Source organism: Silicimonas lutimaris (assembly GCF_047314965.1).
Taxonomy (GTDB): domain Bacteria; phylum Pseudomonadota; class Alphaproteobacteria; order Rhodobacterales; family Rhodobacteraceae; genus JAVJUV01.
The window spans coordinates 53,273-80,040 of the sequence record NZ_JBLBVK010000058.1 but is presented as its reverse complement, the minus strand read 5'-3'; the positions used below and the strand labels follow the sequence as shown (position 1 = coordinate 80,040).

Sequence of the window (26,768 nt, the reverse complement as noted above, 5' to 3'; positions counted from 1 at the left end):
GCTTTCCTCCGGGATCAGACGCCCGCGCCGGCGGTGATGACTGTCACGGCGCGGCGGTTCTGGCGGTAGCAGCTTTCGTCCGAACAGATCTCGATCGGGCGTTCCTTGCCATAGCTGATCGTCCTCAGACGGTTCGGCGCGACGCCGCGGGAAATGAGGTAGGTCTGCACTGCTTCGGCGCGGCGCGCACCAAGGGCGATGTTGTATTCGCGCGTGCCCTGCTCGTCGGCATGGCCTTCGATCAGCGCGGAATAGGCTGTGTTGGTCAGGAGCCAACGCGCCTGCTCATCCAGCGTCGCGATCGCCTCGGGCGTCAGGGTCGACTGGTCGACGGCAAAAAGCACGCGGTCGCCGATGGCCTGGTTGAAATAGGCGGGCGATGTGGGATCGCTGACCGAGCCGGCGATGCCGCCCGCTCCGCCTGCCCCGCCCGCACCGCCGGGTCCGAAACGGTCGGCATTGGTACACGCGCCGAGAGCCGCCAAAACGGCGAAAAGCGCTGCTGTCTTGAGAATGTTCATCTGGATCACCTGTTTGGTTTTGTTCTCTGCTCAAAGATCATTCTACCATTGGCTGTAGCCAATGAAAACGGGCGTCGGTTCGCATTGGCGAAATTCGACGATCTGCTGCCGTCGTCGCCTTTGCGGGCGAGTTCGAAGCCGCACAATACCTCTGCTTGCCGCGTGCCTGTTCTCGCCCAGCGCGTCACGGCAGGAGCGGCGACCAAGCCGGATCAGATGCCGCCGTGTTCGTCGGGACCCGGCGCAGGTTGCGACCCGAGATATCGACGCTGAAGAGCGCCGGCTCGCCCGAGGCGCCTGCGCTTTCGCGGGTGAACATCAGCACGCGCCCGTTCGGCGCCCAGGTCGGACCTTCATCGAGGAAAGACGCGGTCAGCAGACGTTCCTGGCTGCCGTCGGTGCGCATGACTCCGATGTGGAAGCGGCCCGCGTTCTGCTTTGTGAATGCGATATAATCACCTCGGGGTGACCAAACCGGAGTACCGTAGCGCCCCTGTCCGAAGCTGATGCGCTTCGGTTCTCCCCCACCCGCCGGCATGATGTAGAGTTGCTGGTTGCCGGACCGGTCGCTCTCGAAGACGACCTGGCTGCCGTCCGGCGAGAATGACGGTGCGGTTTCGATGGAAGGCGCCGAGGTCAGGCGGGTGCGCTGGCCCGAGGCGAGGTCCAGTCGGTAGATGTCCGTGTTGCCGCCTTCTGCCTGGCTGTAGACGACGGTCTGACCGTTCGGCGCATAACGGGGTGCGAAGGTCATGGTTTGCGCGTCGAGGCCGAGCGCACGCTTGGAGACCGACCCGACAGACAATTCGTAGATCTGCGGGAAGCCGCTTTCATAGCTCGTGTAGAGCACCCTATCGCCAGTGGGCGAGAAGCGCGGCGCCAGGACGATCGAGGCGTTGTCGGTCAGGTACTGCACGTTGGCGCCGTCATAATCCATGATCGCCAGCCGTTTCGCGCGGTTGTTCTTCGGGCCCGTTTCCTCGACATACACCACGCGACTGTCGAAATATCCGCCCTCGCCCGTGATCCGCGAATAGACCTGATCGGAGACCTTGTGCGCCACGCGCCGCCACGAGTTCGTGTCGCCGGCGAATTGCAGACCATCACCGAGAGGCGCGCCGGTGAAGATGTCGAACAGACGGAATTTCACGACCAGCCGATTGCCTGAGGTCAGCGTCACGGCACCCACGACAAGCGCCTCGACGTTGATCGCCCGCCAGTCAGCATAGGCAACGGGTGCGTCGAATGATGCCACCTGGCTGATGTACGCGTCGCGGGGAACGTCACGGAACAGGCCGGTGCCAGTCAGGTCCGAAGAAACGACGTTCGTGATCTCTCGGGCATAATCCGCCGCCGCCGGGGTTTCGGCGATGAACGGAGCGACGGCGATCGGCACCGGTTCGATTACGCCCTGTGTGATCTCGATCCTCAGCGGCCCGCTTCTTTCCTGCGCCGTCGCGGGCCATGCGAGTGTCAGAGCGGCGAGGAGAGCGACCAGATACTTCATCGGAACTGCATCCCTTCAGGGTTGAACGTCATTTCGATATCGCGCCATTGGCTGTATTTTTCCACCGGAAGCGGAAAACCGCGAGCCCCACAGCGAATTATTGCCCGCCGGGCAGCTTCGAAGGCCTGGCGTGCGCCTGCTTCGGACCCGCCCGAGAACGAGACCATGCGGATAGAGCCGTTGTCGGGAACACCCGTTTCCTGCATCGAGACCGCCACGACAACCGTTGTGGCCAGCGCCTCGGTCGAGAGAGAACCGACGTTCCAGCACTGGCTGACCGAAACCCGGAGCGCATCTTTCTCACCACCCGTGAGTGGCGGGCCGGTGGGTGCGGATGGCGCCGGTGTGTTCGCCTCTGCGACGGCCGCTGCCACGGCATCCGCAACCGGGTCTCTCGTCTCTGTCGGCTGCTCGCGCGGCGTCTCGGCTGCACGGACAGGCTTCGGAGGCCGGGAACGCGGGCGCATCGAACTGGCTGGGGCGTAATTCTCGACCTCTTCGGCTTCGGTCACGATCCGGTCGCTGGCCTCTTCGGGAGCAGCCGGCGGGGTTTCTTCCTCGACCACATCCACGGGCGGTTCATCCGGGGCAGGCGCCGAATCCTCGATGACCTCGGGCGCTGCTTCGACAACCGGCGGAGGGGCAACCTGGGGCACAGGCGCGACGCGCGGCGCGGGCGCCGCGATCGCGTCCGGTTCGGGCGCGGTGCCATCAATATCGGTGGGCGGCAGCGGGATCGGCGGAGCGTCCTCGACCGCGACGGCCTCGCGCAAGGGAGCTGGCGTCTCGACCAATGGCTCGTCCGGCGTTTCGGGTGTTTCGACCTGCTCAGGTTCGCTGACTTCCGGCGCGGCGTCCTCCGCCGGAGCCTCCGGCGCCGCCTCTTCGGGCACCGGGGGAGTGACCTCGGGCGCATCGGTGGCAATATCGGGCGCGGTCGCGCGCGGCATCAGCGCTGCAAACTCTGCCTCGGTCATCACGGAGACTTCGGCCACGGCAACCTCCTGCAGGCGGTCGCGCGAAAACAGTCCTCCGAAGAGGACGAAGACAATCAGGGTGATGTGCCCCGCGCCGGAGATATACCAGCCTGTCTGCAATTCGGACCTACTCGCTTCCGCCGCCGAACCTTGGCCCGCCCGCATCGGTCACGAAGACGAGGTTCGTCAGACCAGCGGCATTCAGGGCGCCCATCAGTTCGGCGACATTGCCATAGGGCAGCGCGCCGTCAGCTCGGATGAAGATCTTGTTCGACGTCCGTTCGCTCAGGATCGACTGAAGGCGCGGTACGATCTCGCCCGGAGATACCTCGGTTTCCATGATCGTGATGCGCCCGTCAGCGGTCATCGTCACGGCGAGCGGTTCTTCCTGCTCGTTCGGCAACGGCTGTGCCGCGGTGTCGGGCATATCGACTTCGACGCCGACCGTCAGCAGAGGCGCGGCCACCATGAAGATGATCAGAAGCACGAGCATCACGTCCACGAAGGGCGTGACGTTGATCTCGGACATCGGCCGTTTCCGACCGCGCCTGCGGCGGCGTGAGCCACCGCCATCGGACTGAATGACACCGGCCCCCATCAGGCTGCGTCCAGCTGGCGGGACAGGATGGTCGAGAACTCGTCGGCGAAGCTTTCATAGCCGCCGATGATCCGCTCGCTGTCGGCGGAAAGCTTGTTGTAGAACACCACCGCCGGGATCGCCGCCAGGAGGCCAAGACCCGTGGCCAGAAGGGCCTCTGCGATGCCGGGCGCGACGACAGCGAGGTTCGTGTTCTGCTGCTCCGCGATTTCGATGAAGGCGTGCATGATACCCCAGACCGTCCCGAAAAGCCCCACGAAAGGCGCTGTCGATCCGATGGTCGCGAGAAGCGGCAGGCCCCGTTCAAGCGCTTCGCTTTCCTTGGCGATCGCAACATCCATCGACCGGTCGATCCGCGCAGCGGCTCCGGCGATCAGCCCGCCGTCTCTGCGGTGCGAGCGCCGCCATTCGGTCATGCCTGCCGCGAATATCCTTTGAGCAGGCCCGTCCGGGGTCGGCCCGATCTGCTCGTATAGCGTATCGAGCGGCTCGCCGGACCAGAACGCTTCCTCGAAATCCTCGGACTCGCGGCGCGCCCTTTTGTAGAGCCGATGCTTGTTGATAATGACCGCCCATCCCCAGAACGAGGAAATGATCAGCAGGATCATCACCAGCTTCACTGTAATCGTTGCACGCGCGAACAGCGCCCACATGGAGAAATCAATCTCCTGCGCCAGCGCAAGTGTTTCCGTTTCCATATGTCTGCTCTCTTTGCCGGCCCGTCTTTTGTCTTCGCGAGCCTGAATTGGGGGCAGATTACATGAGCGCAAGCGGATATGCCATAACAAGCGCGTGCGGGCGGAGCGGCGCCTTGCCTCAGCCCATCCTTCGGCGAACATCCGCCGGGAGACGTGCAGGCCGACCGGCCTCGGTCAGGGCAACGAGCATCACCATGGCTTCGAAGAGACGTTCGCCGTCACGCTTCACGACCTGAGACAGTGTGATGCGTGCTCCGGTCAGTTCACCGATCTCGGTCTCGACCGTCAGCACATCATCGAACCGAGCGGGTGAAAGATAATTCGCCTCGACGCGCCGCACGGCAAAGACAATGCCCTCTTCCGCCTTCAGTTTCGCCTGATCGATCCCCAGCCCGCGGACCCACTCGGTGCGCGCACGCTCGATGAACTTGAGGTAATTGGCATAGTAGACGATGCCCGCAAGATCGGTGTCTTCGTAGTACACGCGGATGTCGAAACGGTGAGCCATGCCGGGACGATGACCCGCACAAAGGAAAAGGTCCAGAGACCGGATCGGACTCTTGCGCAAGTTGCCGATGCAGGTGGCTTTCTTTGGCAATCGCTCTGTGACCCAGTTATACCCGTCGGGCAAGCTGGTTCGTTGAACGCGAATGTCGGGGTCTTGACGCATGAGCAATGGCGAAGCCGATTTGAACCGATACGTTCTTGCCCATGGCAAGACCGGGCGCGAACGCTTGCGGGTTCTAGCCCGCATCATGGAAGAGGGAACGAGTCATCTCTTCAAGGTCGCAGGCGTGACCCTGGGCATGACATGCCTTGATGTCGGATGCGGCGGCGGCGACGTATCACAGTTGCTTGCCCGTCGTGTCGGGACTGATGGGCGCGTGACCGGGATTGATTTCGATCCGGTCAAAGTGGAGATGGCCGCGCAGGAAGCTGCTGATGCAGGCATTTCGAACCTGAACTTTCGCGCGGAGAGCGTCTACGATCTGGAGCCCGATGAGACATTCGACGTCGTTTATGCCCGCTTCGTGCTGAGCCACCTGGCGGATCCGATGAAGGCTCTCTCAGGGATGCATGGCATGCTGCGTCCGGGCGGCCTGGTGATTGTTGAGGATGTCGAGTTCTCATCGCATTTCACCTATCCCACTTCTCGGGCGATGGACGACTATGTCAAACTCTACACTGCGCTGGCCGCGACGACCGGGGGCGATGCGAATATCGGTCCGAGATTGCCCGGCATGCTCCGGCAGGCCGGTTTTGCCGACATCGGGATGCAGGTTCACCAACCTGCGGGGGTTACAGGCGAAGTGAAGATGATATCACCACTCACCTTGCAGGGCATTGCCGGGCGCGCCGTCGAAGCAGGTCTCGCGACGCAGGATGACGTAGACAGAATCGAAGCGGAGTTGATAGCTGCGGCCAGGGATCGCAACGTTTCCATGAGCACTCCCCGTGTCTTCCAAACCTGGGGTCGAAAAGCCGCATAAGCCCGCTGAACACTGGTGCGGCAAGGTTCGAAAGACGAATCCAATTCGGGACCTTCAACGGAAACAAGTTACGGAGGCTGAAATGCCTATCGCTCCGGTGCCGCAGCAGTCGGAACCAAAGGTCTCAATGGGTTCTGGCACAGCCACCGTGGGAAGTAAGCGAAACCAACCGGGAAATAGCCCTGTTCGACCATTCGGCGCTCCAAACGAATTCGGGGACGCGTATCCCGGCACCCTCCAAATCAATAGTCGCGGGCGCACGGTGAAGGTGAAGGTGAAGGCGAAGGTGAAGGTGAAGGCAAGCACCGTGCCCTTGCTCGAATAGCACCGAAAATAATACCGTTGCCTCCACTTCTGCTGTCTTGCATCGTTTCATGATGGAATTCCTCGTCGTCAGTCACAACCTCTGGCTCGTTGCAGCCTCGCTTGTCGTTGCTCTCGTCGCAGGCTTCACCGGCCTGACTTTGACGCAGGACCTGTCGCAGAGGACTGTCCGCCAAAGGAAGCTGGCGATCGCGCTTGCATCACTGGCGCTCGGCGGCGGCATATGGTCCATGCATTTCGTTGCCATGCTTGGCCTGCAACTGCCGATCCCGTTCTACTATGATGCGGCGGTGACGCTGGCGTCGGCGCTTGTGGCGATCCTGATCGTGAGCGTCGCTCTCACCCTTCTTCACTTCGTGAAACGAACACCGGCAAGCATCGTCGGCGCGGGCGCCCTTGTCGCAGTGGGGATACTGGTGATGCACTATCTGGGGATGGCCGGCCTTGAACTTTGTCGCGCGGTTTACACGCCGGGTGGCATACTTCTGGCTGTGCTGGCGGCGCTGGTTCTTTGCGTCGCGGCGTTCTGGGTCGCCTACGGCAACAGGCGTCCGAGGAACATCCTGCTTGGTACACTGTGTTTCGGCGTCGCCGTCTTTGCCGTTCACTTCGTGGCCATAGCCGGAACGCGTTTCGTGGAACTTCCCAGTTTCTCGGAAATCGGACCGGTGATGAGCAACGAGTTTCTGGCCATCGGTGTCATCCTGGCGAGTTTCGTGATCTTCAGCTCGTTCCTTTGGGTTGGCGTGACATTCATCGTCCCAACCAGCGCTGCCGCTTCGAGTACTGTCGAAGAAGCCCCTCCCCCGGTGCAACTCGCAACACGCGAGGTTGCCCAGCCGAAGATCGCCGAAGTTGTGCGCGTTCCCTGCGAAAAGAGTGGCGAGAAGGTCTTTCTTCCGTTGTCCGATGTGAACTTCATCCGGGCGGATGGGCATTATACGCAGGTCTACACCGACAAAGACCGGCTCTTCTGCGTCTGGTCTGTCACCGAGGCGCGCAAGCGGCTGGAACCGAGCGGTTTCCTGCAGGTTCATCGCAGCTACCTGATCAATCCCGGAAAGGTCTCGACCTTCGTGCGGCGCAAGGACGCCGGGCGTTGCCGTTTCACGTCCGGGAATCTTCCTGACGTTCCCGTCAGCCGCTCGAAACTGAAGGCGGTCGAAGTCGCGCTGGGTACCGAGCCGGCGTAATTCGTGCGCCCAACGGCGCATCTCGTGAAAATCGCCAGAATTTCATGCGATTTTTGAAGAATTCGTATGCCGTCGCATGCTGGAGATGGTGCGCCAGAGTTTTGCTTATCGGGGAGGAGAAGCATGATACCAGCGGCGTTCGAATATCATCGGCCAAAGGATATCGCAGGCGCGATTGCGCTATTGGAGGAGCACGGCGACGACGCCAGGGTATTGGCGGGCGGTCATAGCCTGATCCCGATGATGAAGCTCAGAATGGCCGAAGTGCCTCATCTGATCGACCTGCAGGACATCGCAGGGCTGAACGGCATCGAGGTGGCAGGCGGTCTGGTCACCATTGGCGCCATGACCACGCAAGCCGACATCATCTCGCATGGCGTTCTGGCCGAAGCGGCACCAATTCTGCGTGAGGCCGCTCTCCAAATCGCCGATCCGCAGGTGCGCTACATGGGAACAGTGGGGGGAAACGTCGCCAATGGCGATCCGGGCAACGACATGCCCGGCCTGATGCAGTGCCTTGACGCCTCGTACACGCTGGTCGGACCCGAAGGCGAACGAACCGTATCTGCAAGGGACTTCTACGAGGCCGCATACACCACGGACCGCGCGGATGACGAGGTTCTGACATCGGTCAGCTTCGCAGCCCCCATTGGTGGCTACGCCTATGTGAAACAGAAGCGCAAGATCGGTGACTATGCCACCGCGGCGGCGGCGGTTCAGCTGTCGAAGGACGGCGGCACATGCTCCGCCGCGTCGATCGCCATGACGAACCTCAGCGACACGCCGGTCTGGTCAGAGGCGGCGGGTGCAGCCCTGACCGGAACGTCGGTGGACGGTGCCGCGATCAAGGCCGCAGTGGAGGCCATGCTGGGAGATATCGACCCCACCGAAGACAATCGCGGGCCAGTGGCGTTCAAGCGCCATGTGGCCGGCATAGTCCTGTCCCGCGCCATCGAGCGCGCCTGGTCGCGTGCATGAGGGAGGAAAAAATGTCCAAGAAGATGCATATCAAGCTGACGGTGAACGGGAATGAAGAGGAATTCCTGGCCGAACCGCGTGAGCTTCTGATCTACACGCTCCGCGAACGTCTTAACCTGACCGGGCCGCACATCGGCTGCGAGACCTCGCACTGTGGTGCCTGCACCGTCACGGTAAACGGGAAGTCGGTCAAGTCCTGCACCATGTTCGTCGCACAGGCGGACGGGGCCGAGATCACAACGATCGAGGGCCTCGGCAACCCCGACGCGCTTCACCCGCTGCAGGAGGCGTTCCGCGAGCACCATGGCCTGCAGTGCGGCTATTGCACTCCCGGGATGATCACGCGGGCGGCAAAGCTGCTTGAAGAGAATCCGAACCCGACCGAGGAAGAAGTCCGCTTCGGCATGGCTGGCAATCTTTGCCGCTGCACGGGCTATCAGAACATCGTCAAATCCATCCTCGCCGCTGCGGCCGAGATGAATGCTGCAAAGGAGGCCGCCGAATGAAGGACGAAGTGACAAACCGCGAAGAACGCGTTGCCGCGCTTGGCGGCATGGGCTGCAAGCGCAAGCGCGTAGAAGATGCAAGGTTCACCCAAGGCAAGGGCAACTATGTCGACGACATCAAGCTCGACGGTATGCTGTCGGGCGATTTCGTCCGCTCCCCTTATGCACATGCCCGGATCAAGAGCATCGACACCGAAGCCGCGTTGAAGGTTCCCGGCGTTCTTGCCGTCCTCACTGCCAAGGACCTGGCGCCGCTTGGCCTGCACTGGATGCCGACCCTGGCCGGCGACAAGCAAATGGTCCTTGCTGATGGCAAGGTGCTGTTCCAGGGACAGGAAGTGGCCTTCGTCGTAGCAAAGGATCGCTATGCCGCCGCCGATGGCGTGGAAGCCATCATGGTCGAATACGAAGAGCTTCCCGTCATCACCGATCCTTTCGAGTCCCTGAAATCGGACGTCGTTCTGCGTGAGGACCTCGATCCCGCCGCGCACGGCGCGCATGGGCCGCGGAAGCACCACAACCACATCTTCACCTGGGAAGTCGGCGACAAGGAGGCGACCGAGCAGGTACTGGGCGAGGCAGACGTGGTCGCCGAGGAGATGATCTATTATCACCGTACACATCCCTGTCCGCTTGAGACCTGCGGCTGCGTCGCCTCGATGGACAAGGTCAACGGCAAGCTCACGCTCTGGGGCACCTTCCAAGCGCCGCACGCGATCCGCACGGTGGTCTCTCTGATCTCGGGGATTGAAGAGCACAATATCCGGGTCATCAGCCCTGACATCGGAGGCGGTTTCGGCAACAAGGTTGGCGCCTATCCCGGTTATGTCTGCTCGGTTGTGGCTTCGATCGTCACGGGCAAGCCTGTCAAGTGGATCGAGGACCGGATGGACAACCTGATGACCACCGCCTTCGCCCGCGATTACTGGATGAAGGGCAAGATCGCCGCCACCAAAGAGGGCAAGATCACCGGTCTCTGGTGCCATACCACCGCCGACCACGGCGGGTTCGACGCCTGCGCCGACCCCACGAAGTTCCCGGCTGGGTTCATGAACATCTGCACCGGCTCCTATGACATCCCGACCGCTTATCTGGCCGTCGACGGGGTCTACACCAACAAGGCGCCGGGCGGCGTGGCCTATCGCTGCTCGTTCCGCGTGACGGAGGCGGCTTATTTCATCGAGCGGATGATCGAGTTGCTGGCCATCGAACTGAACATGGACGCAGCAGAACTGCGCCGCATCAACTTCATCCGGGCCGACCAGTTCCCGTACCAGTCCGCGCTGGGGTGGGAATACGACTCCGGTGACTACCACACGGCCTGGGACAAGGCACTGAAGGCCGTCGACTACGAAGGGCTTCGCAAGGAGCAGGCTGAACGGGTCGAGGCGTTCAAGCGGGGAGAAACCCGCAAGCTTCTGGGAATTGGCCTGACGCACTTCACGGAAATCGTAGGCGCCGGGCCGGTGAAGAACTGCGATATTCTCGGACTTGGCATGTTCGACAGCTGCGAGATCCGTATCCACCCCACCGGCTCGGCCATTGCGCGCCTTGGCACGATCTCGCAGGGACAGGGACACGCCACGACATTCGCGCAAATCCTTGCCACCGAGATCGGCCTTCCCGCAGACTCGATCACCATCGAGGAAGGCGACACGGACACAGCGCCGTACGGTCTTGGCACATACGGTTCGCGGTCGACGCCTGTTGCGGGCGCCGCGACTGCCATGGCCGGCCGCAAGATCAGGGCGAAAGCGCAGATGATCGCCGCCTACCTTCTTGAGGTACACGACGACGATGTCGAATTCGACGTCGACCGGTTCGTTGTCAAGGGTGCGCCTGAGCGTTTCAAGACGATGAAGGAAATCGCGTTTGCTGCCTATAACCAGGCGATCCCGGGGCTTGAACCGGGTCTGGAAGCGGTCAGCTACTACGATCCGCCAAACATGACCTACCCGTTCGGGGCCTATATCTGCGTCATGGAGATCGACGTGGATACAGGAGAGCACGAGATTCGTCAGTTCTATGCGCTGGACGATTGCGGAACCCGCATCAACCCCATGATCATCGAAGGCCAGGTCCATGGAGGACTGACCGAGGCACTGGCGATCGCCATGGGCCAGGAGATCGCATATGACGAGCAAGGCAACGTGAAGACCGGCACGCTGATGGACTTTTTCCTTCCAACAGCATGGGAAACGCCGAACTACACCACCGACCATACGGTCACGCCCTCGCCGCATCACCCGATCGGCGCCAAGGGTGTCGGCGAAAGCCCGAACGTTGGCGGTGTGCCGGCTTTCTCGAACGCGGTGCATGATGCCTTCCGCGCATTCGGCCTGAGACAAAGCCACATGCCGCATGACCACTGGCGGATCTGGAAAACTGCCAACAATCTTGGCCTGCACGGCTGAGGGGAGATTAGGGCGGGAGCGATCCCGCCCTATATTATGCAGATGATGCGCTGGACCGATCTTCAATCCGCAATGGCCGAGGAGGGCTATGTCGCGTCCGACGAACTTGCCGTCGGGCTTCATCTCGCCCTGTCGCTTGGACGGCCGATGCTGCTTGAAGGCGCGGCTGGCGTGGGCAAAACAGAAGTCGCGAGAGCCCTCGCCGCCGTTCAGGACACCCGTCTCATCCGCCTGCAGTGCTATGAAGGCCTTGATGCTCAGCAGGCTATCTATGAGTGGAACTACCAGCGTCAGCTTCTGGCGATCCGTGCCGCTGCCGAAAGTGGTGAAACGGGACGGGCGGTAGAGCAGCGCATCTTTTCGGAAGAGTATCTGCTGGAGAGGCCGCTTCTGGCTGCCATCCGGCAGGAGAAGGCGCCTGTGCTGTTGATCGACGAAATCGACCGGGCCGACGAGGAATTCGAAGCCTACCTCCTGGAGGTTCTGGCCGATTTCCAGATCTCGATACCCGAGTTGGGCACCATCAAAGCCACCACCCGACCGATCGTTATCCTGACGGCGAACGGGACGCGCGACCTTTCGGATGCGCTGCGCCGGCGGTGCCTATATTCTTATGTCGACTATCCCGACAGGGCCACAGAGGTCGCTATTCTGAAGGCGCACCGTCCCGACATCGAAGACAAACTCGCAGGGCAGATCATCGGTTTCGTTCAGAAGTTGCGAGAGGAAGAGCTGGAGAAGGTGCCCGGCATTGCCGAAACCCTCGACTTCGCCTCTGCCCTTATCGGCCTGGGCGTTTCGGACCTGACAGACAACCCGCAGGTTCTGCAATCGACGATGATCACGCTTCTCAAGACTCAGAGCGACCGCGCACAGATCACACGCGAGGTGACTGAGCGCATCGCGGGCCGTGCGGCGTGAGCAGGGTCACCAGGTTCGCCGCAAGGGATTCGGGTCCGGCGGCCCGAATGAGCGGTTTCATGGCACATCTTCGCGACAACGGGATGCGCCTTGGCGTGGCAGAAACCCGTACCGCAATGGAAGCGCTGACCATCTGCGACGATCTCGATCCGATGACCACGGCCCGCGCGCTGAAGCCCGTTCTGACGGGATCGAAGGAGGAAGCCGATCATTTCGACGATCTTTTCAAGGCGTTCTGGCTGAATGGAGGTCGGGTCAAACCGAGAGTGGTTCCCACGCCTTCTCGATCCGGGAGCGATCACGTCCATTCCTCGCGGGATGCGCAGGGGCAGAGCACGGGTGGCGCCGGGGAAGCAACAGCCCCGGACAACGACGGTACCGGCGAGTCGGAAAGCGACGGTGAAGGGAAACTGGTCGCAACCGAGATCCAAAACATCATGCGCAAGGACCTCCGCGAACTGGTGCGCCCCGAAGACATCGCCGAGGCTGAGGCCGTGGCCCGGCGCATTGGTGCAGCTCTGCGTGACCGGCGGTCTCGCCGGCGGAAGGCCGCGCGGAAAGGCGATCGTGTGCACTTCCGGAAAGTCATTCGCCAAAGCCTGGCTTCCGGCGGTGAACCCTTGCGCATCCCCATGAAGAAGAGACCGGATCGAACGCGCAAGATTGTCGCGTTGTGTGACGTGTCGGGTTCGATGACGGTCTATTCGCGGGTCTTTCTGGCCTTTCTGGCGGGTCTCATGCGCGCCGACACCAAAGCGGATGCCTATGTGTTCCACACCCGTCTTGTCCGTATCACGGAGGCCCTGCGAGACCGCGACACCATGCGCGCCGTGGGGCGGATGTCGCTGATGGCCGACGGTTTCGGTGGCGGATCGAAGATCGGCGCCTCTCTTGAACGGTTTGCGTCGACCTATGCAAGGCGCTTCGTCGATGGGCGCAGCGTCGTGCTGATCCTTTCAGACGGCTACGATACCGACGCACCGGAAGCACTGTCAGGCGCTCTGACACGGCTGCGCAAGCGTGGCGGCCGGATCATCTGGCTGAACCCGTTGAAGGGCTGGAGCGACTATACCCCGGTGGCAAACGGCATGGCCGCTGCCCTGCCCTATCTCGATCTCTTCTCCGCAGCCAACACTCTGTCCGACCTCGCTGATCTCGAAAAGGAGCTCGAGCGCCTATGATGCCCGCCGATATCCTGCCGCCAGACCTGTCACGCGTCGCGGACGATCTGCGTGCCCGCGAGCAGCCTTTCGCCTTCGCGACGATCATACGAACTGCCGGCGCGACAGCCGCGAAACCGGGCGCCAAGGCGCTTCTGAGTGCCGAGGGCGACATTCTGCAGGGCTGGCTTGGTGGCGGCTGTACCCGCAGCGCCGTCAAGAAGGCGGTACTCCAAGCGCTTCGGGATGGCAGACCACAGCTCATCTCAGTCGCTCCCGAGGAATTCCTGTCTGCCAAGGGGGTGGCGGCCGGAGATGAGGTTGACGGGATGCGTTATGCCCGCAACGGATGCCCGTCCAAGGGAACGGTCGACATCTTCATTGAGCCCTGTGTGCCGATGCCGGAACTGGTGGTGTTCGGTGTCTCGCCCGTTGCCAAGGTGCTCTGCGACTTCGCGCCTAAATTCCAATGGGGCCTGACGCTGGCGGAGCCCGAAACAAAACTTGCACCATCGGCTCCGCCACGGCGTCGCGTCGTGGTCGTGGCGACCCAGGGCCAAGGAGACTTGGTGGCCCTGCGAAACGCCCTTGAGTCGGAAGCCGAACACGTCGCCTTTGTCGGCAGTCGCGCTAAATACACGGCACTGGCTGCCAAACTTGCCGATGCAGGGTTGCCGCAAGCCGCTATCGAGGCAGTGAGCGCGCCAGCAGGCCTGGACATCGGTGCCGTCACACCGGAAGAGATAGCGCTGTCCATCTTTGCGGAACTCACCCGTGTGAGGAGAGTGCCTTCCCGTAAGGCGCAAGATGCGTGACTTGTTGCCCGGTCGGTCAACCGTCGAGCCTTCTCTTCGGATACGAACGGAGATCACGTGGATATGACACTGGGCAAAATCGAAAATTTCCCCGCTGCTAAGGAGACCTGAAAGTGGAACTCAAGGACGAAATCGTCATCAATGCCCCGAGAGACCGCGTTTACGAGGCTCTGAACGATCCGGAAGTTCTGAAGCAATGCATTCCCGGATGCGAGGAACTTATCAAGCATTCGGACACGGAGCTTGAGGCAAAAGTGCTCTTGAAAGTGGGGCCGGTAAAGGCGCGCTTTGGGGGGAATGTCACGCTCCACACGGAAGGGGCGCCTGAACAGTTCTCACTGACCGGGCAAGGAAACGGCGGGGCAGCCGGTCACGCCAAAGGCGGCGCAGACGTAACCCTTGAGGCCAGTGGGGACCAGACGATCCTGCGCTACGAGGCAAAGGCCGAAATCGGAGGTAAACTCGCGCAGCTTGGCAGCCGGCTGGTCCAGAGCACGGCTAAGAAACTCGCCGCCAAGTTCTTCCAGTCATTTGCCGAGGTCATGGAAAACGAAAACGTGACCTAAGCGGCGGCCCCCCCTTCGCGTCCTTCCTACCACGATAGAAGGGCCTGCTCTGATGCCTCGGGGGCCAAGGCCGGCTTAGGCGGCCCTGCGAGGCTCGAGTGGAGCTACCGCTCCGCATTTGAGCGGAAGTTTGGAGTCATATGGATTCCGTCCGATGACAGAGACGAAGCCCTGGCTCACGCGAATGGTGCGACAGGTGAGCCTGTCGCGCCAATGCTGGCAGAAGTTCTCGAAGGCTTCGCTTCGGGAAGTCTGTAAACGCAGGCCGAGGAGAAGCGTTTTCTTAGGTTAAAGTCTGCCTTCCTGAAAGAAAGGCTCGAGGGCGAAGTCCGTTGGCAGTGCGTCAAGCGGATTGTGCCGCATCTGACCCACGCGGCCTCGCCGAAGCGACCAAGAGGGACGTGTAAGCGCGTCGACGGCATAACGAGCGTATCAACAACCTTGAAAGCCTCGAATGGATTCAGGAATGGGTGAAGGCCTAAACGAAGGCTCGGGGTTGCGGAAGCATTCAAACGCAGACATCTGCACATGATCGCTGCCGTCGCTATAGAAAGCCTGAATGCCGCCGTGCAGAACGTCCGCATATTTCGCAGCGAAAAAGCCTTCGGCATGGGCCATACAACATACAAACTTTAGTCGTTGCGATTGATGAATACAATTCGACTCAACACATGCCTGTCCTCGACACGGGGGTCACCGCTGGACTTCGCGCAGAATTGTTCAAGGCGTGCCGTCTGCGCATTGGTCAGCCAGAAAAGATCAGACGTGTCACCGCTCGGTGCCTAAACCCGTGGAATATGAAAGCTAGCCGCAATCAATGGGGCCTTACCCTAAGAGGAGTACTTCGGGATTACCGGGAGCGAAGTTTCCAAAATTGTACGGCCCGAAACGCAGTACGGCGCGGTTCGGGCGGAACCAGTCACGAGCGACGGGTTTCGGCCGTGTTGGCCGGTCTTTGGACGTCCAGAGATTCGAGGAGCCGGTGGAAATCCCTGGAATACCGGACGATACTGAAGCGCTCGTCATATATTGCGCGGCAACGTCGGCGCATTGCATGCAATTGCTCGCAGGACAAACTGGCCAGAAGATCAGCCAAATCGCCTCGCTCATGAGAGAATATGAACCCTGTGCGCCCGTGTTCGACGAGATCGGGCAGGGCTCCCACATCGGATGCGATTACCGGGCATCCGTTCCGGTATGCCTCGGCTACGACAAGGCCGAAGCCCTCCCAACGCGAAGGTATCACCAGAGCATCGGCTTCCGCGAACCAGCGGTCGATTTCCGAATTGTCAACCCAGCCAACGGCCGTGACGCCCGGAAGGTCGACGGGAAAGCAGCGTTCGGTGGATAGAACCGGCTGGCCGATCAAAAACAGCCTGAGGTCAGGCCGTGCCTGACTTGCCCGGGAGAACTGGTCGAGCAAGAGGTCGACACCTTTTTGCCGGTCGAACCTGCCGACGAACAACAGGGATATCCCGGAGTCGTCGCCTGCAGAGCGAACCTCCTGCTGGGTCAAGCTGGAATCCCTAACCGCATTCAAGAGGATCTCATGGCTTCCCAGATAGCCGGCCTTAGCCGAAGCCATTTGGTCGAACCGTGAGATGTTCAGCACACGGTGGGGGAACCAGGCCAGACAGCCTTCGACAAAGGCACAGAGTCGGTGCTTCAACGACCCAGACTTGTACCTGTATGCCGCCCAGCCATGGGGACAATAGATGATCCGCGCGGATGACCAAGCCCAAACGATCGGTGCGAGCGGCAAGGAAAAGCTGGAATGCAGGAAGATCACGTCAGGCTTTATGCGTCTCGCTGTGACAAGGGTTGTCCACGCCAGTCTTGCCAGGCTGCGCAGACTGCGCCGCGGGGCACGGTAAAAGACGCTCGGAAGACTTTTCGGCACGCTGCTTGCGTGCCGGTCAGGTGCGATGACGTAGGAGTCGATCCACGAAAGCTCATCCTCGGCGAAAAGAGAGAGGTACGTCCCCTGCCCGCCCTGCAGAACTTCGAAGACATGGAGAAGTTTCACACGGCTATCAGGCATCCGCCGTCTCGCGTAATCGGGATTTCCACGCGTCGATAATCAGGTAGACAATCAGGAGCACGACAAAGGACGGAAGCGCCCGGCCTCCGGGCCAGTAAAGGATACGCCCCAAGTCAAACAGCCCCACCATCCAGTATGGATAGAACAACAGCCCTACCAGCGATCCCGTGCGGAACAGCAGGAACAATCGCCCGGATATGGAGCCGAACACGAAGGCGGCGATGCCTCCTCCGACCCAGCCGAAATCGTCCCAAAGATACCCGATCCCCGAAAAGAGATTGAATTCGGGTGTCGTGTTTCTGAAGAGCTCTAGGAAGTAATACTGCGTGACGCGATTATCCTTGATCTCGTTCAGGCCTTCTAGTCCGGGGAAAAGAAAGACGAAACCCGCCGAGTTTAACGGCAGCCACGAGGGCGATATGGATGCCTCGAGCATCGCGAAATTGTTTATCGAGGACAGGTAATAGGCAGCGAACCTTTCCGCCGCGAAACCGAAGAAATCCCTGTCGAGTGCGCTGTAAAACTGCCATGACCTGAAGAACTCGAAAACAGCGAAGATGGTGAAGGCCATCAAGATCCCGAGAAGCGGCGCGAAGCGGATCCAGAACTGACCCTTGTTGATGACGGCGATCCACAGCACGAGGATCGGTATCGTGATCTCGATAAGGGCAAGACGCTCGGACCAGACAAAGGCGCGCAGAATGCTGAGCGCTATGAAGAGAAGGATAAACGCGGCCAGTAGGCGGCTTCTGTGTCCCTTTTTCTGAAAAAGAAGCAGTAGAAAAGACACATAGGCGATGGCGATCCCGAACTGGGTCGCGGTCGTTACACCGCTGATCTGGTTGGCATGTTCGGAAATAACGCGACGTCCTGCGCCGCTAAGCACTAGCTTTAGGACCTCGGGAGAGAGCGTTGGGCCGAGCCAGACAACGTAGGCAGCGACAGCCAGCACTGTGAAGAACATGAGCGGCAGGACAAACCTTTGCTGCGGTGGCAAGCGCAGCCAGTCGTGGCCGGCCTCTAGGGGTGACGGACGGCCTCCGTATAAGGAGAAGATCGCCGCGCCCAAAATAAACATCATGTGCATCAATGTGCATGCGATGGTGAATTCCAGCGTCACGAATTTCGATGCCTTAATCATCGAGGTGAATGCGTCGTACCCGATAAACAGCGTTGCCCAGATGAGAATGATCCAGAAAACGTCGATCCAGATTGGCGAAAACCACCACGGTGCCTTCATAATTCTGTACTCCGTCTTGTCTGGGAAATCATCTCATAGAGCATGAGGTCGGACGCACAGAGTTCCCGGATCTCCTCCATGAGGGCGTCGGGAAGATTGCGATCCCTGGCGCCCTCGTTGGTTTTTGGTATGCGGATGCTCCAGCCATAGCGGCGCAGGATATCCCGCTTGAACTTTGGCAGATCCTCCAGAATTCCGACGATCGAAAACTCCCCGATGCCGGCGATGGCTGCTTCGACAGGCTCCTTTCCGACCTCATAGGGCCATTGGCGCCCCGAAAAGTACCTGGTCAGATGCGTCGCAAAGCAGCGCGCCTGGTCGGTTTGCAGGAAATCCCCAATTTCACGGCTGATGGTGTTCAGATTGTCTTGCTTGCGATCGAAAAAGTAGTGCGACACGAACCGGTCCACCGGATGCCGGATGACCGTAACCCGGTCATATGACGCCGCCGCGGAAGACGCTTCCGCTGGAAACCATGGCACATGAGACTGAATCAAGCGCGTCCCGCTTTCCGCCTCGTAGAGCACGAGGCCCCGCTTCTGCCGAAACGCCTCTTCGTGGCGCGAAACATAGCCCGCATGCCCTTCGCAAAAGGCGACGCGCTGGACCGCATCTTCGTCGATCTTGCGATACGAAAGAAGTGATCGCAGACGAAGCGGCGTGGTTACCGAGCTTCCGCCGCATTTGGGAACATGGTGAAAGATGATTCGGTGGCGGTAGATGCGGTCAGGCACTGCCATCGCACTCTGATAGCCGGTCTTGGCGAATTCCCAGATCATGCCGCGGCACTTTCGATGCCTAGCAGATATCTAATAGCAACGCTCATTTTCAATTCCCAGCCAAGCTTCAAGCCGCCCGCTCCTTTTCGAAAGTCGATGCGAGAAGTTCAGAGTAGGCCCTCGCGGTCCTGTCCCATGTCAGCTCGGCGCTTCGCATCCTTCCGGCCGCACGCATCTCGTCCTGAAGCGCCACACTCTCGATTGTTCTCAATATCTGACGATACCAGGCATCAGCCTTGTGGGGCGTCGCATAGAGCGCGGCATAGGCGCAGGCCTCTGGGATCCCCCCCCCGTCCGAGACGATAGCCATCGTCCCGGCATCCATCGCCTCGAGCGGAGGAAGTCCGAAACCCTCGGTCAGCGATGGAAACAGAAGTGCGACGGCGTTCGAATAAAGCGATTTCAACTCACCATCCGTGACGCGGCCAAGTCTCACGATGTTCCGGCTGGCGGCGACGAAACCGCCAGAGAATACAGCGCTGTTCGCGCCGCCGGCGATCACCAAGGGCGGGACTGTGCCCTCGAAGGATGAGAAAACATCGCACAGCATCCCGATATTCTTGTGCGGCGCCGCGCTTCCAACGGCGAGGAAATAGCCGCGCTCGGACAAGCCGTTGCGTTCCAGGATCGTATCATCCGCCCTAAGCCCTCGAAGCCGGTCGGAGCCGTTCAGTATGACCGTGCCCTTGTCTTTCGGGATGACCCCGAATTCGTGAAGCGCCCTCAGCGAGGCATGGGAGACGCTGATAACCTGCCGCGCCCTTCGTGCGACAAGCGGGAGCAAGCTGCGGTAGAGCGCGCGGAATGTCCAGGTATAGCTGGACGCGTGGTCCAGGAATTGCGCGTCATGCATGACGACCACCTGCTCGGACAGCGCGACGGGCCCGGTATTGCAGAAGCCCAGAAGAGGACGCCCGCCAACCATACGCGGCAAGTGCATCTGCTCCCAGAAATGGCCTGAGAAACGGCCATCCTGAACGAGGCGCTGCGCGGGAGGCTTTCCGAAAAGCTCGCCTTCGGGCGCGAGCACCTCGATGCCAGGCCCAGTGAGCCTGGCGAGCACTTCCTGGGCAACCACATCGACACCCGTCGGCGGACGGAAGAGGTAGCGCCCGTTTATGCAAAGTCCGTCAACCATAGTGTGCGGCCATGCGCGCGGATTTTGTGAAATGCCATGTCAACCGGGCCAGAAGGAAGGCAGAGGTGGCGATCATTCCGGCCACAATGCCGTCCGTTCCGAACAGCGCGATCAACGCGGGAAAGATCATGACGGCAATCGTGGCGGTGTAGAAATTCTGCCTGACCAGAGCGCCATAATCGCGGCGAATGATCGCGATATTGTTCAGAAAGATGGCCATGACGCGAAGCGTCCAGGCGACCGCAAACCAGCCAATCGCCAAGGCGGCGATTTCATACTGGCTGCCGAAAACAAGCGAGATGATGGCGGGTCCCAGCAGGAAGCCTGCTGGGACGGACACAAGACAAAGCGCGAGACCGAGAATTCCCGCATATGTCAGAATCGTTCGCACGGCCGATGCGGCGTCGACATGCGTGCGCGACGCAATCCTCGGCAGCAAGGACTGTATCGCCGCATTCACCGTAGCGACGACCAGGGTGAAGATCTGGAACGCTGGCATCAGTGCCCCAAGAATATCCATCCCGAGAAAAGCTCCTCCGAAAACCCGAGGGGCAGCGTTCTGTACCTGGGAGAGAGCGCTGCTGGCGCCGAGCGGCATGAGTTCGACCAGTTTCGCAAAGTTTCGCCTATCGAACAGGGCCGGCTTGAGCGAACGGTATTCGGAAAGACCGAAAAAGGCAAAGCCGGCGAGATTTGCAGCCGGGATCATAGCGATCGCAAGGATCGGCGAGCCGGTGGCCAAATAGCCGACTGCCAAAGCGAGCGGAGCGAACACTGAAACGGCGATCAGAGTCACCGCCGCCCGCCGATGTGCATGATTTCCGATCCTGTATCCATTTAGGCAGTAGATAATATTCTCGACCAGCCTGGTCAGGGCAACGATCACGAAGATAGCGATGATGCTTCGCTGCTCTTTGAGGACCACAAGACAGACGACGCAGGCAAGGATCAGCGCCGCCGCCAGTCCCAAGCTTGCAGCCGTTGTCGTACTGACAAGCCGGGTGACCTCATCGTCCGAGGACCGTCCCGCGGCAAGCACGGTATCGACCCCGAGCCGGACGGAAAAATAGAGCGGCGTCAGAACCGCGGCGGCGAAACCGTAGGCGCCCAGAAGCCCGACATCGCCGAACCTGGCCACGATCACGATGATCGCCGCCTGTGACAGCAAATAACCAACGCTGCCGATCGAGAAGAGCGCCTCACCTCTCACAGGAGTTCCGAAGTGAAAGCTGAGCAGGCTCGCGATCCTTCAGGGATCAGAGCCATTACCAATAACCGATTCGCGCGCGCATCGCCCTGCCGCGCGCACTTGACACATCATCCCCCATATACCCACACAACCCCCTCAAATACGTCCAACCATCTTCACCGGAAATCGCTTGAGTGTCCAAGAAAAACTATAAGGTACTGTTGTTGCGAACGTGAATCGCGCGGATGAGTGCACCAGTCAGAAGCAGGTTCGCCGAAAGGCGGCCGGTTAACGCCCCTGCAGCCGAAAAACCTCGAGAACAGTCAGAAGGATGATGCGGAGATCCTGCGCCAGCGAAACAGTCCGCGTGTAATGGGCATCTATTCTCACGCGCTCGTCGTAGCTGATGCCGTTACGGCCAGACACTTGCCACAGCCCGGTAATGCCCGGACGCACGCTGGTATAGAACCCGCTAAATCCCTTGTACCGCGCCAGCTCTTCCGGAAGCACAGGTCGAGGTCCGACAAGGCTCATCTCACCCTTGAAAACGTTCCAAAACTGCGGCAGTTCATCCAGACTCGATTTGCGCAAAATGCGGCCAAGTCGCGTGATTCTGGGATCGTTTTCGAGCTTCTGGTCGCGAGCCCATTCTTCGCGCAGGTCCTGGTCTTGCTCCAAGAGCCGGTCGAGAACCTCCTGCGAGTTCGGGATCATCGACCTGATCTTCCAGCAGCGGAACACCCGCCCGTCCTTGCCCACGCGATCCTGAGCGAAAAAACCGGACTCTCCGGCCATACGCGCCAGCGCCCATAAAAGAAGAGTAACCGGAAGAACGAAGGGAAGAGTAATTATCACAAAAAATATATCAAAAGTTCGCTTCCCCCAGCGGACATATTGCGAACGATATTGTTTTCCGACAAATACGCTATTTGTCACCGCTTCAACTATTAACCGCTGGTCAGTCATCGAGTCCTCAGCCTATACATATCAAATGCAACGCATTGTCCGTATAAAAGCCAAACAGATATAGATTTCTCAGAATTTGTTCTGAAGCAGAAAACCAAAAGGGATAACAATCGCAATTATGCGATAAATTATCGTCCACTCCGCTCAGAACGAATCTGTTCTACATCTGTTAACTCCAAATACTGCCGATAAAGATCCCACCCTTGTGACGTTCACACACATCACGCGACACCCAGACAAAACGCCCCTTTGTAGCCCCATCAGAACGAAACTATTTTCGCTTTGGCAACTACTTTTCGAGCACTGTGGATAATGGGCGTGAAACATCTAAATTATCCACAGCTGATGTTCAGTATCATCAATAAGCTTGCACATTTTTGAACTTATTATTTCAAAAATCCGAATATATTGTTTCCAATTTGGAAACCATAAAGCATTCGGAAAGAACCACACCAGACCTAGCAGACACCTAAACATGAAGGGTTGGGAGAATCATCGCAGCGGGAGATTCGGGAATTCTTCACGGAAAAAACAGGATCGCCGCTCGTGCAGGCAGGGCATACCCTCAAAAGGAAATAGAAAACTGTCAAAAAATATAAAATCTCTATCTGTTTTGCATTAAGAAAGAATCGACCAAAGTTTTTTGGCCGATTTGTCTGGCGAAGCTGACAGATTTCGGGGTAATCTTAGGCGGAATTTTGAGTGGAGGGATGTAGCAGTGCCTGCGCCAGAGAATGATCTAGATCTTGGAGGAGAATGGGGCGAGCTGTTCGATTGGCCCCTGGTTGGAATTCATGCGATTCTGACGGTCGACCACGAACTTCTTACCTTCGGAACCGACGACCAGGGGATGAGCGGCGGACTAACGATGTACGCCGTCTGGGATTACAGCACCGGGACGAATTACGTCCTACCCAACACCACCGGCACCGACATCTTCTGCTCCGTTCCCGCGCTGATCGTGGAGACCGGCGAGATCCTCATATCCGGCGGCGATGCGCGGCCGCTGGGGAACACCAATTTCGGCGTCGCCGACGTCAATATCTACAATCCTGTTGACCGGTCTCTGACCGCCGCTCCGGAAGACATGGACTACGCGCGTTGGTACGGCACGGCTGTGACGCTCGCCAATGGCGACATTCTCGTGATGGGCGGGATCAACGGGGCCGGGGCTGCCGTCCGCACACCCGAACTTTACAATTCCGAAACCGGATGGCGGCAGCTGCCAGGGGCAGGCACGGACGCGATTACCGGCGGGGCCAACTGGTGGTATCCGAGAGCCTGGCCCACTTCGGACGGGCGCGTGATCGTACTGAGCGAAGGCTTGAACGAATTGTACATGATGGATCCTACGGGGGGCGGATCTGTTGAGTTTTATGCAAGCCTCAGCTTCGACCCGACTTACATGCATCCTGCGCTGATGGTCGGCGAAGACCTGATCCTATTTCTCTCCAGCGACGACTACGCCTATCTGGTGGATGTATCGGGCGATGTTCCGGTCATTTCGAACGCCGGCTTTACCGGCGACCGCGTCTGGGCGGACATGACGATTCTTGCTACCGGCGACGTGCTGATCACTGGCGGAAGTTCGGCGGACAACTCGACAATCGGCGAAAACCGCACGGCAATGATCTGGGACCGTGAAACCAATACGATCACCTCGACCGGAGAGGACGAGGTAAATGCACGGCTTTATCATTCAACGGCAATCCTGTTGCCGGATGGAAGCGTGCTCTCTGTTGGGGGCGGCTCGCCGGGCCCGTACACGCACACCAACGGACAGATTTACTATCCCGACTATTTCTACGACGAGACCGGCGCGCTTGCAGAGCGGATAGAGATCCTGTCCGCGCCGCGCGATGTGGCTCAGCTTGAAGACTTCACGATCGTCGTCGACAATCCGGATGCAGTCGCACGCGTGACAATGGTCAAGCATGGCTCGGTCACACATTCACTGAACATGGAAACTAGGTTCCACGAACCGGAATTCACGGTGTTTCCCGACGGGACGATCGTCATCAATCCTACCGACAATTCCCACGTTCTGACGCCGGGTGCCTGGATGGTCTTCGTGCTGGACGAGAACGACGTTCCGTCCGAAGCGATCTCGGTCATGATCGGAACCGACGAGGGCGCTTACGGTTCGGCGTTCTTAACGGGAGCGGAGCTGGCCGGTACAGCGGTTCTCGCGGCCAACGGAGTTGTAGAACTGACGCAGGATGAGCGCCAGCAGGCAGGCGCGGTTACCGCCCGAGAGCGCATCGACTTCACACAAGATTTCGATCTAAGCCTCGAAATATATCTTGGCGACAAGGAAGGCGGGGCGGATGGGCTTGCGCTTGTCTTCCATAACGATCCGGCGGGCCTCGAGGCCCTAGGCCGCGGCGGTGGCGCATTTGGTGCCGGCGGCATACAGAACAGCTTTGCCATCGAATTCGACACGTTCAGCAACGGCGGCGAACCAAAGGGCGACCATACAAATTTCCTGGATCCCGAGGTATATCTGCGCCTGAACGCGGCCACCGACCTGGGTCAGTTGGAAGACGGTGCCTACCATAGCGTCAGCGTGTCCTGGGACGCCGGCACGCAGACCATCAGCTACACTCTCGATGGAGTCTTGGCCGGGGTTCTTCAGCGCGATCTCGCAACCGATTTCCTTGGCGGCGACTTTGCCTATTTCAGCGTGACCGGAGGAACTGGCGGCGCGAGCAACCTTCAGGCCGTACGGAATGTGAATTTCACCGGCGGAACGGAAGCAACGATCCTTGCCGGTGCAATCTTTGCCGGGGCCGCGACACGGACCGGACCGGAAACCTTCCGGCTTACACCCGACGTTTCGCAGTCCTTCGGCTCGATCTCCACCGGAACCCGCATCGATTTCTCGCAAGCCTTCGAGCTGTCATTCGAGCTGTATTTCGGCGCCTCGGATGCAGGAGCGGATGGGATCGCACTGACCTTCAGCAACGACCCGTCCGGGCGTCTCTACCTTGGCGGAACAGGAAGCGGATACGGCATCGTCGGCTTGCAGAATGCGATAACGATCGAGTTCGACACGCACACCAATGCGAACGATATCGCCGGGGATCACACCACGGTTCTAAACACAGCCACCGGTGCGGCGCTGACGACATCCAGCCCCCTGGCACAGCTCGAAGACGGCGCCTATCACATGGTGAAGGTGGCTTGGGATCCGTCGCGCCAGGAGTTGACCTACTCGGTCGATGACATTCCGCAGCCGGTGCTGGTCAGCGACCTTGCCAGCGAGTTTTTCGACGGCCAGTTCGCATTCATGACCATTTCGGCTGCGACCGGCGGTCTGTCTGCCGAACATCTGTTGCGGAACCTGACCTTCAACGGTGTCACCGAAAACGGAGACATCGGCGTGCCCCCCGACCCGGGCGGCGGCACCCCTGCCCGCGAATGGCCGAACGGGCTCGAACTTCTGGGCGTTACGCAACTGTTGGCGGATGGCTCGTCATTCCAGCTTACCCCGGACGCTCTAGGCCAGATTGGCGGCATCGCCACTCACGATCGGATCAGCTTCGAGCAAGACTTCATGATCTCGCTCGACATATATCTGGGAACGAAGGAATCCGGCGCGGACGGAATTGCAATTACCTTCCACAATGATCCGGCCGGCACATTTGCGTTGGGCTATCAGGGCGGCGGTTATGGGGCTGCCGGTCTTCAGAACGGGCTGTCCATCGAGTTCGATACCTATCAGACAGGACCCGATCCTGTCCTCGATCACACCAACTTCCTAGATCCGGATATCTATCTCCGCCTGAACCCGGCCGTGGAGCTGGGTCAGCTGGAAGACGGCGAGTTCCACGCGGTCGAGGTCATGTGGGACGTCGACACCCTGACGATGAGCTACTCGATCAACGGGCAGATGGTCGGCAGTATGACGGAAGATATCGTCAATACGTTCCTTGGCGGAGAGTACGGTGCATATCTTCTGGTTTCCGCGGCGACCGGCGGTCAGTCCAACCAGCATCTGGTTCGGGACATCCGCCTGATGACAGGCGAGATATTCGACGAGACCACTGATCCCGGTCCTGGGCCGGATCCCGACCCGGGTCCCGATCCCGATCCCGATCCGGCGCCGGTCTATGCGCTTATGGACGATTTCATTCTGAACGGGTCCGCCGCGCTGGTTGGAGAGAGGATCGTTCTGACGCCCGACGCGCAACAACAGGGCGGCTCGGCGGGGCTGACTTCGCAAATCGATTTCACCCAGGATTTCGCTCTTTCCGCATCGATCTATCTTGGCACAAAGAACGGAAACGGCGCCGACGGCATGGCCTTCACCTTCCACAACGATCCGAACGGCGCAACCGCGCTCGGATCGGTCGGAGCCGGACTTGGCGTCCGCAGCATCTCAGACGGCTTCGGCCTGGAAATTGATACGCATCGGAATGGCACGGATGTCGCCGGCGACCATTTCATGTTCTTCGATACGGACAGCCCGACGGAGTATTCCGCCTCAGTGACCGTGAGCAACCTGGAAGATGGCCTTCTGCACGATCTGCTTCTCGAGTGGGATGCGGCCGTGCGGACGATGTCGGCCTACCTGGACGGCGCCCTGGTAACGACCGTGGACACTAGCCCGTTCTTTACCGACGACTTTGCGTTCCTTACGATTGGCGCCGGAACCGGGGGACTGAGCAATGAACAGGCGATCGAGGATGTCACGCTGACGGGATATCTTGTCGCCTGATGTTCATTGTATCGCAAGCGATTTTGT

23 protein-coding genes and 1 pseudogene are annotated in these 26,768 nt (G+C 59.8%); 10 read left to right on the top strand and 14 right to left on the bottom strand.

The annotated features are described in order from the left end of the window. Positions 1–14: 14 nt before the first annotated feature. From pal to ybgC, 6 genes are all read right to left on the bottom strand, one after another. Positions 15–521 carry a peptidoglycan-associated lipoprotein Pal gene (gene pal / locus ACKLNI_RS20015; protein ID WP_413720879.1) on the bottom strand — a complete coding sequence of 169 codons (507 nt, stop codon included), beginning with the start codon at positions 519–521 and terminating at the stop codon, positions 15–17. A gap of 184 nt (positions 522–705) precedes the next feature. Next, complete coding sequence (gene tolB, locus ACKLNI_RS20010) at positions 706–2,028, bottom strand: Tol-Pal system beta propeller repeat protein TolB (RefSeq protein WP_413720878.1); 1,323 nt, start codon at positions 2,026–2,028, stop codon at positions 706–708. Next, positions 2,025–3,170, bottom strand: coding sequence for an energy transducer TonB (locus ACKLNI_RS20005; RefSeq protein WP_413720877.1), 1,146 nt, complete (start codon positions 3,168–3,170; stop codon positions 2,025–2,027). The genes tolB and ACKLNI_RS20005 overlap by 4 nt, the downstream gene beginning before the upstream one ends. Then, complete coding sequence (locus tag ACKLNI_RS20000; RefSeq protein ID WP_413720876.1) at positions 3,133–3,603, bottom strand: ExbD/TolR family protein; 471 nt, start codon at positions 3,601–3,603, stop codon at positions 3,133–3,135. The genes ACKLNI_RS20005 and ACKLNI_RS20000 overlap by 38 nt, the downstream gene beginning before the upstream one ends. Then, entirely contained in the window at positions 3,603–4,301 is a 699-nt protein-coding gene (tolQ, locus tag ACKLNI_RS19995; RefSeq protein WP_413720875.1) for a protein TolQ, read from the bottom strand. Before tolQ ends, ACKLNI_RS20000 begins: the two co-directional genes overlap by 1 nt. 118 nt (positions 4,302–4,419) lie before the next feature. Then, positions 4,420–4,809 (bottom strand): tol-pal system-associated acyl-CoA thioesterase, encoded by a 390-nt coding sequence (gene ybgC / locus ACKLNI_RS19990; RefSeq protein WP_413720874.1) that lies wholly within the window; start codon positions 4,807–4,809, stop codon positions 4,420–4,422. A gap of 160 nt (positions 4,810–4,969) precedes the next feature. Here ybgC and ACKLNI_RS19985 point away from each other — a divergent pair, with 160 nt between their 5' ends. From ACKLNI_RS19985 to ACKLNI_RS19945, 9 genes are all read left to right on the top strand, one after another. Further along, positions 4,970–5,791 (top strand): methyltransferase domain-containing protein, encoded by an 822-nt coding sequence (locus tag ACKLNI_RS19985; RefSeq protein WP_413720873.1) that lies wholly within the window; start codon positions 4,970–4,972, stop codon positions 5,789–5,791. 362 nt (positions 5,792–6,153) lie between these two features. Further along, complete coding sequence (locus ACKLNI_RS19980) at positions 6,154–7,308, top strand: MHYT domain-containing protein (RefSeq protein WP_413720872.1); 1,155 nt, start codon at positions 6,154–6,156, stop codon at positions 7,306–7,308. A gap of 123 nt (positions 7,309–7,431) precedes the next feature. Further along, entirely contained in the window at positions 7,432–8,286 is an 855-nt protein-coding gene (locus ACKLNI_RS19975) for an FAD binding domain-containing protein (RefSeq protein WP_413720871.1), read from the top strand. Between the two features lie 11 nt (positions 8,287–8,297). Continuing rightward, the gene (locus tag ACKLNI_RS19970; protein WP_413720870.1) at positions 8,298–8,792 is read left to right on the top strand and encodes a (2Fe-2S)-binding protein; all 495 of its coding nucleotides are present in this window, start codon (positions 8,298–8,300) and stop codon (positions 8,790–8,792) included. Next, the gene (locus ACKLNI_RS19965) at positions 8,789–11,206 is read left to right on the top strand and encodes an aerobic carbon-monoxide dehydrogenase large subunit (protein ID WP_413720869.1); all 2,418 of its coding nucleotides are present in this window, start codon (positions 8,789–8,791) and stop codon (positions 11,204–11,206) included. The genes ACKLNI_RS19970 and ACKLNI_RS19965 overlap by 4 nt, the downstream gene beginning before the upstream one ends. A gap of 42 nt (positions 11,207–11,248) precedes the next feature. After that, a complete protein-coding gene (locus ACKLNI_RS19960; RefSeq protein ID WP_488199645.1) occupies positions 11,249–12,127 on the top strand; it encodes an AAA family ATPase in 879 nt (292 codons plus the stop codon). Further along, positions 12,124–13,308 (top strand): vWA domain-containing protein, encoded by a 1,185-nt coding sequence (locus ACKLNI_RS19955; protein WP_413720868.1) that lies wholly within the window; start codon positions 12,124–12,126, stop codon positions 13,306–13,308. The genes ACKLNI_RS19960 and ACKLNI_RS19955 overlap by 4 nt, the downstream gene beginning before the upstream one ends. Next, positions 13,305–14,102, top strand: a complete 798-nt coding sequence (locus tag ACKLNI_RS19950) for an XdhC family protein (RefSeq protein WP_413720867.1) — start codon at positions 13,305–13,307, stop codon at positions 14,100–14,102. Before ACKLNI_RS19955 ends, ACKLNI_RS19950 begins: the two co-directional genes overlap by 4 nt. 113 nt (positions 14,103–14,215) lie before the next feature. After that, a complete protein-coding gene (locus tag ACKLNI_RS19945) occupies positions 14,216–14,668 on the top strand; it encodes an SRPBCC family protein (protein ID WP_413720866.1) in 453 nt (150 codons plus the stop codon). A 432-nt stretch (positions 14,669–15,100) separates the two neighbouring features. Here the strand turns inward: ACKLNI_RS19945 and ACKLNI_RS19940 are convergent, their stop codons facing one another. From ACKLNI_RS19940 to ACKLNI_RS19905, 8 genes and pseudogenes are all read right to left on the bottom strand, one after another. Continuing rightward, positions 15,101–15,286 (bottom strand): zincin-like metallopeptidase domain-containing protein, encoded by a 186-nt coding sequence (locus ACKLNI_RS19940; RefSeq protein WP_413720865.1) that lies wholly within the window; start codon positions 15,284–15,286, stop codon positions 15,101–15,103. A gap of 20 nt (positions 15,287–15,306) precedes the next feature. Then, positions 15,307–15,417 (bottom strand): annotated as a pseudogene (locus tag ACKLNI_RS19935) (IS5/IS1182 family transposase); the annotation flags it as partial. A gap of 170 nt (positions 15,418–15,587) precedes the next feature. Then, entirely contained in the window at positions 15,588–16,709 is a 1,122-nt protein-coding gene (locus ACKLNI_RS19930) for a glycosyltransferase family 4 protein (protein ID WP_413720864.1), read from the bottom strand. Further along, the gene (locus tag ACKLNI_RS19925) at positions 16,702–17,949 is read right to left on the bottom strand and encodes an O-antigen polymerase (protein WP_413720863.1); all 1,248 of its coding nucleotides are present in this window, start codon (positions 17,947–17,949) and stop codon (positions 16,702–16,704) included. The genes ACKLNI_RS19930 and ACKLNI_RS19925 overlap by 8 nt, the downstream gene beginning before the upstream one ends. Continuing rightward, positions 17,946–18,728, bottom strand: coding sequence for a sulfotransferase family 2 domain-containing protein (locus ACKLNI_RS19920; protein ID WP_413720862.1), 783 nt, complete (start codon positions 18,726–18,728; stop codon positions 17,946–17,948). Before ACKLNI_RS19920 ends, ACKLNI_RS19925 begins: the two co-directional genes overlap by 4 nt. 67 nt (positions 18,729–18,795) lie before the next feature. Then, positions 18,796–19,866 carry a glycosyltransferase family 4 protein gene (locus ACKLNI_RS19915; protein WP_413720861.1) on the bottom strand — a complete coding sequence of 357 codons (1,071 nt, stop codon included), beginning with the start codon at positions 19,864–19,866 and terminating at the stop codon, positions 18,796–18,798. After that, positions 19,859–21,076 carry a lipopolysaccharide biosynthesis protein gene (locus tag ACKLNI_RS19910; RefSeq protein ID WP_413720860.1) on the bottom strand — a complete coding sequence of 406 codons (1,218 nt, stop codon included), beginning with the start codon at positions 21,074–21,076 and terminating at the stop codon, positions 19,859–19,861. The genes ACKLNI_RS19915 and ACKLNI_RS19910 overlap by 8 nt, the downstream gene beginning before the upstream one ends. Before the next feature lie 267 nt (positions 21,077–21,343). Then, positions 21,344–22,021, bottom strand: a complete 678-nt coding sequence (locus tag ACKLNI_RS19905) for a sugar transferase (RefSeq protein ID WP_413720859.1) — start codon at positions 22,019–22,021, stop codon at positions 21,344–21,346. A 718-nt stretch (positions 22,022–22,739) separates the two neighbouring features. On the opposite strand from ACKLNI_RS19905, the gene ACKLNI_RS19900 reads away from it, so the two are divergent. Then, positions 22,740–26,741 carry a lectin-like domain-containing protein gene (locus ACKLNI_RS19900; RefSeq protein ID WP_413720858.1) on the top strand — a complete coding sequence of 1,334 codons (4,002 nt, stop codon included), beginning with the start codon at positions 22,740–22,742 and terminating at the stop codon, positions 26,739–26,741. Positions 26,742–26,768 lie beyond the last annotated feature (27 nt).

What these genes read in the sequence shown, in the direction of transcription:
- pal (WP_413720879.1), bottom strand. Translation starts at nt 521, where the DNA reads ATGAACATTCTCAAGACAGCAGCGCTTTTCGCCGTTTTGGCGGCTCTC.
- tolB (WP_413720878.1), bottom strand. Translation starts at nt 2,028, where the DNA reads ATGAAGTATCTGGTCGCTCTCCTCGCCGCTCTGACACTCGCATGGCCC.
- ACKLNI_RS20005 (WP_413720877.1), bottom strand. Translation starts at nt 3,170, where the DNA reads ATGCGGGCGGGCCAAGGTTCGGCGGCGGAAGCGAGTAGGTCCGAATTG.
- ACKLNI_RS20000 (WP_413720876.1), bottom strand. Translation starts at nt 3,603, where the DNA reads ATGGGGGCCGGTGTCATTCAGTCCGATGGCGGTGGCTCACGCCGCCGC.
- tolQ (WP_413720875.1), bottom strand. Translation starts at nt 4,301, where the DNA reads ATGGAAACGGAAACACTTGCGCTGGCGCAGGAGATTGATTTCTCCATG.
- ybgC (WP_413720874.1), bottom strand. Translation starts at nt 4,809, where the DNA reads ATGGCTCACCGTTTCGACATCCGCGTGTACTACGAAGACACCGATCTT.
- ACKLNI_RS19985 (WP_413720873.1), top strand. Translation starts at nt 4,970, where the DNA reads ATGAGCAATGGCGAAGCCGATTTGAACCGATACGTTCTTGCCCATGGC.
- ACKLNI_RS19975 (WP_413720871.1), top strand. Translation starts at nt 7,432, where the DNA reads ATGATACCAGCGGCGTTCGAATATCATCGGCCAAAGGATATCGCAGGC.
- ACKLNI_RS19970 (WP_413720870.1), top strand. Translation starts at nt 8,298, where the DNA reads ATGTCCAAGAAGATGCATATCAAGCTGACGGTGAACGGGAATGAAGAG.
- ACKLNI_RS19965 (WP_413720869.1), top strand. Translation starts at nt 8,789, where the DNA reads ATGAAGGACGAAGTGACAAACCGCGAAGAACGCGTTGCCGCGCTTGGC.
- ACKLNI_RS19960 (WP_488199645.1), top strand. Translation starts at nt 11,249, where the DNA reads ATGATGCGCTGGACCGATCTTCAATCCGCAATGGCCGAGGAGGGCTAT.
- ACKLNI_RS19950 (WP_413720867.1), top strand. Translation starts at nt 13,305, where the DNA reads ATGATGCCCGCCGATATCCTGCCGCCAGACCTGTCACGCGTCGCGGAC.
- ACKLNI_RS19940 (WP_413720865.1), bottom strand. Translation starts at nt 15,286, where the DNA reads ATGGCCCATGCCGAAGGCTTTTTCGCTGCGAAATATGCGGACGTTCTG.
- ACKLNI_RS19930 (WP_413720864.1), bottom strand. Translation starts at nt 16,709, where the DNA reads ATGCCTGATAGCCGTGTGAAACTTCTCCATGTCTTCGAAGTTCTGCAG.
- ACKLNI_RS19925 (WP_413720863.1), bottom strand. Translation starts at nt 17,949, where the DNA reads ATGAAGGCACCGTGGTGGTTTTCGCCAATCTGGATCGACGTTTTCTGG.
- ACKLNI_RS19920 (WP_413720862.1), bottom strand. Translation starts at nt 18,728, where the DNA reads ATGATCTGGGAATTCGCCAAGACCGGCTATCAGAGTGCGATGGCAGTG.
- ACKLNI_RS19915 (WP_413720861.1), bottom strand. Translation starts at nt 19,866, where the DNA reads ATGGTTGACGGACTTTGCATAAACGGGCGCTACCTCTTCCGTCCGCCG.
- ACKLNI_RS19905 (WP_413720859.1), bottom strand. Translation starts at nt 22,021, where the DNA reads ATGACTGACCAGCGGTTAATAGTTGAAGCGGTGACAAATAGCGTATTT.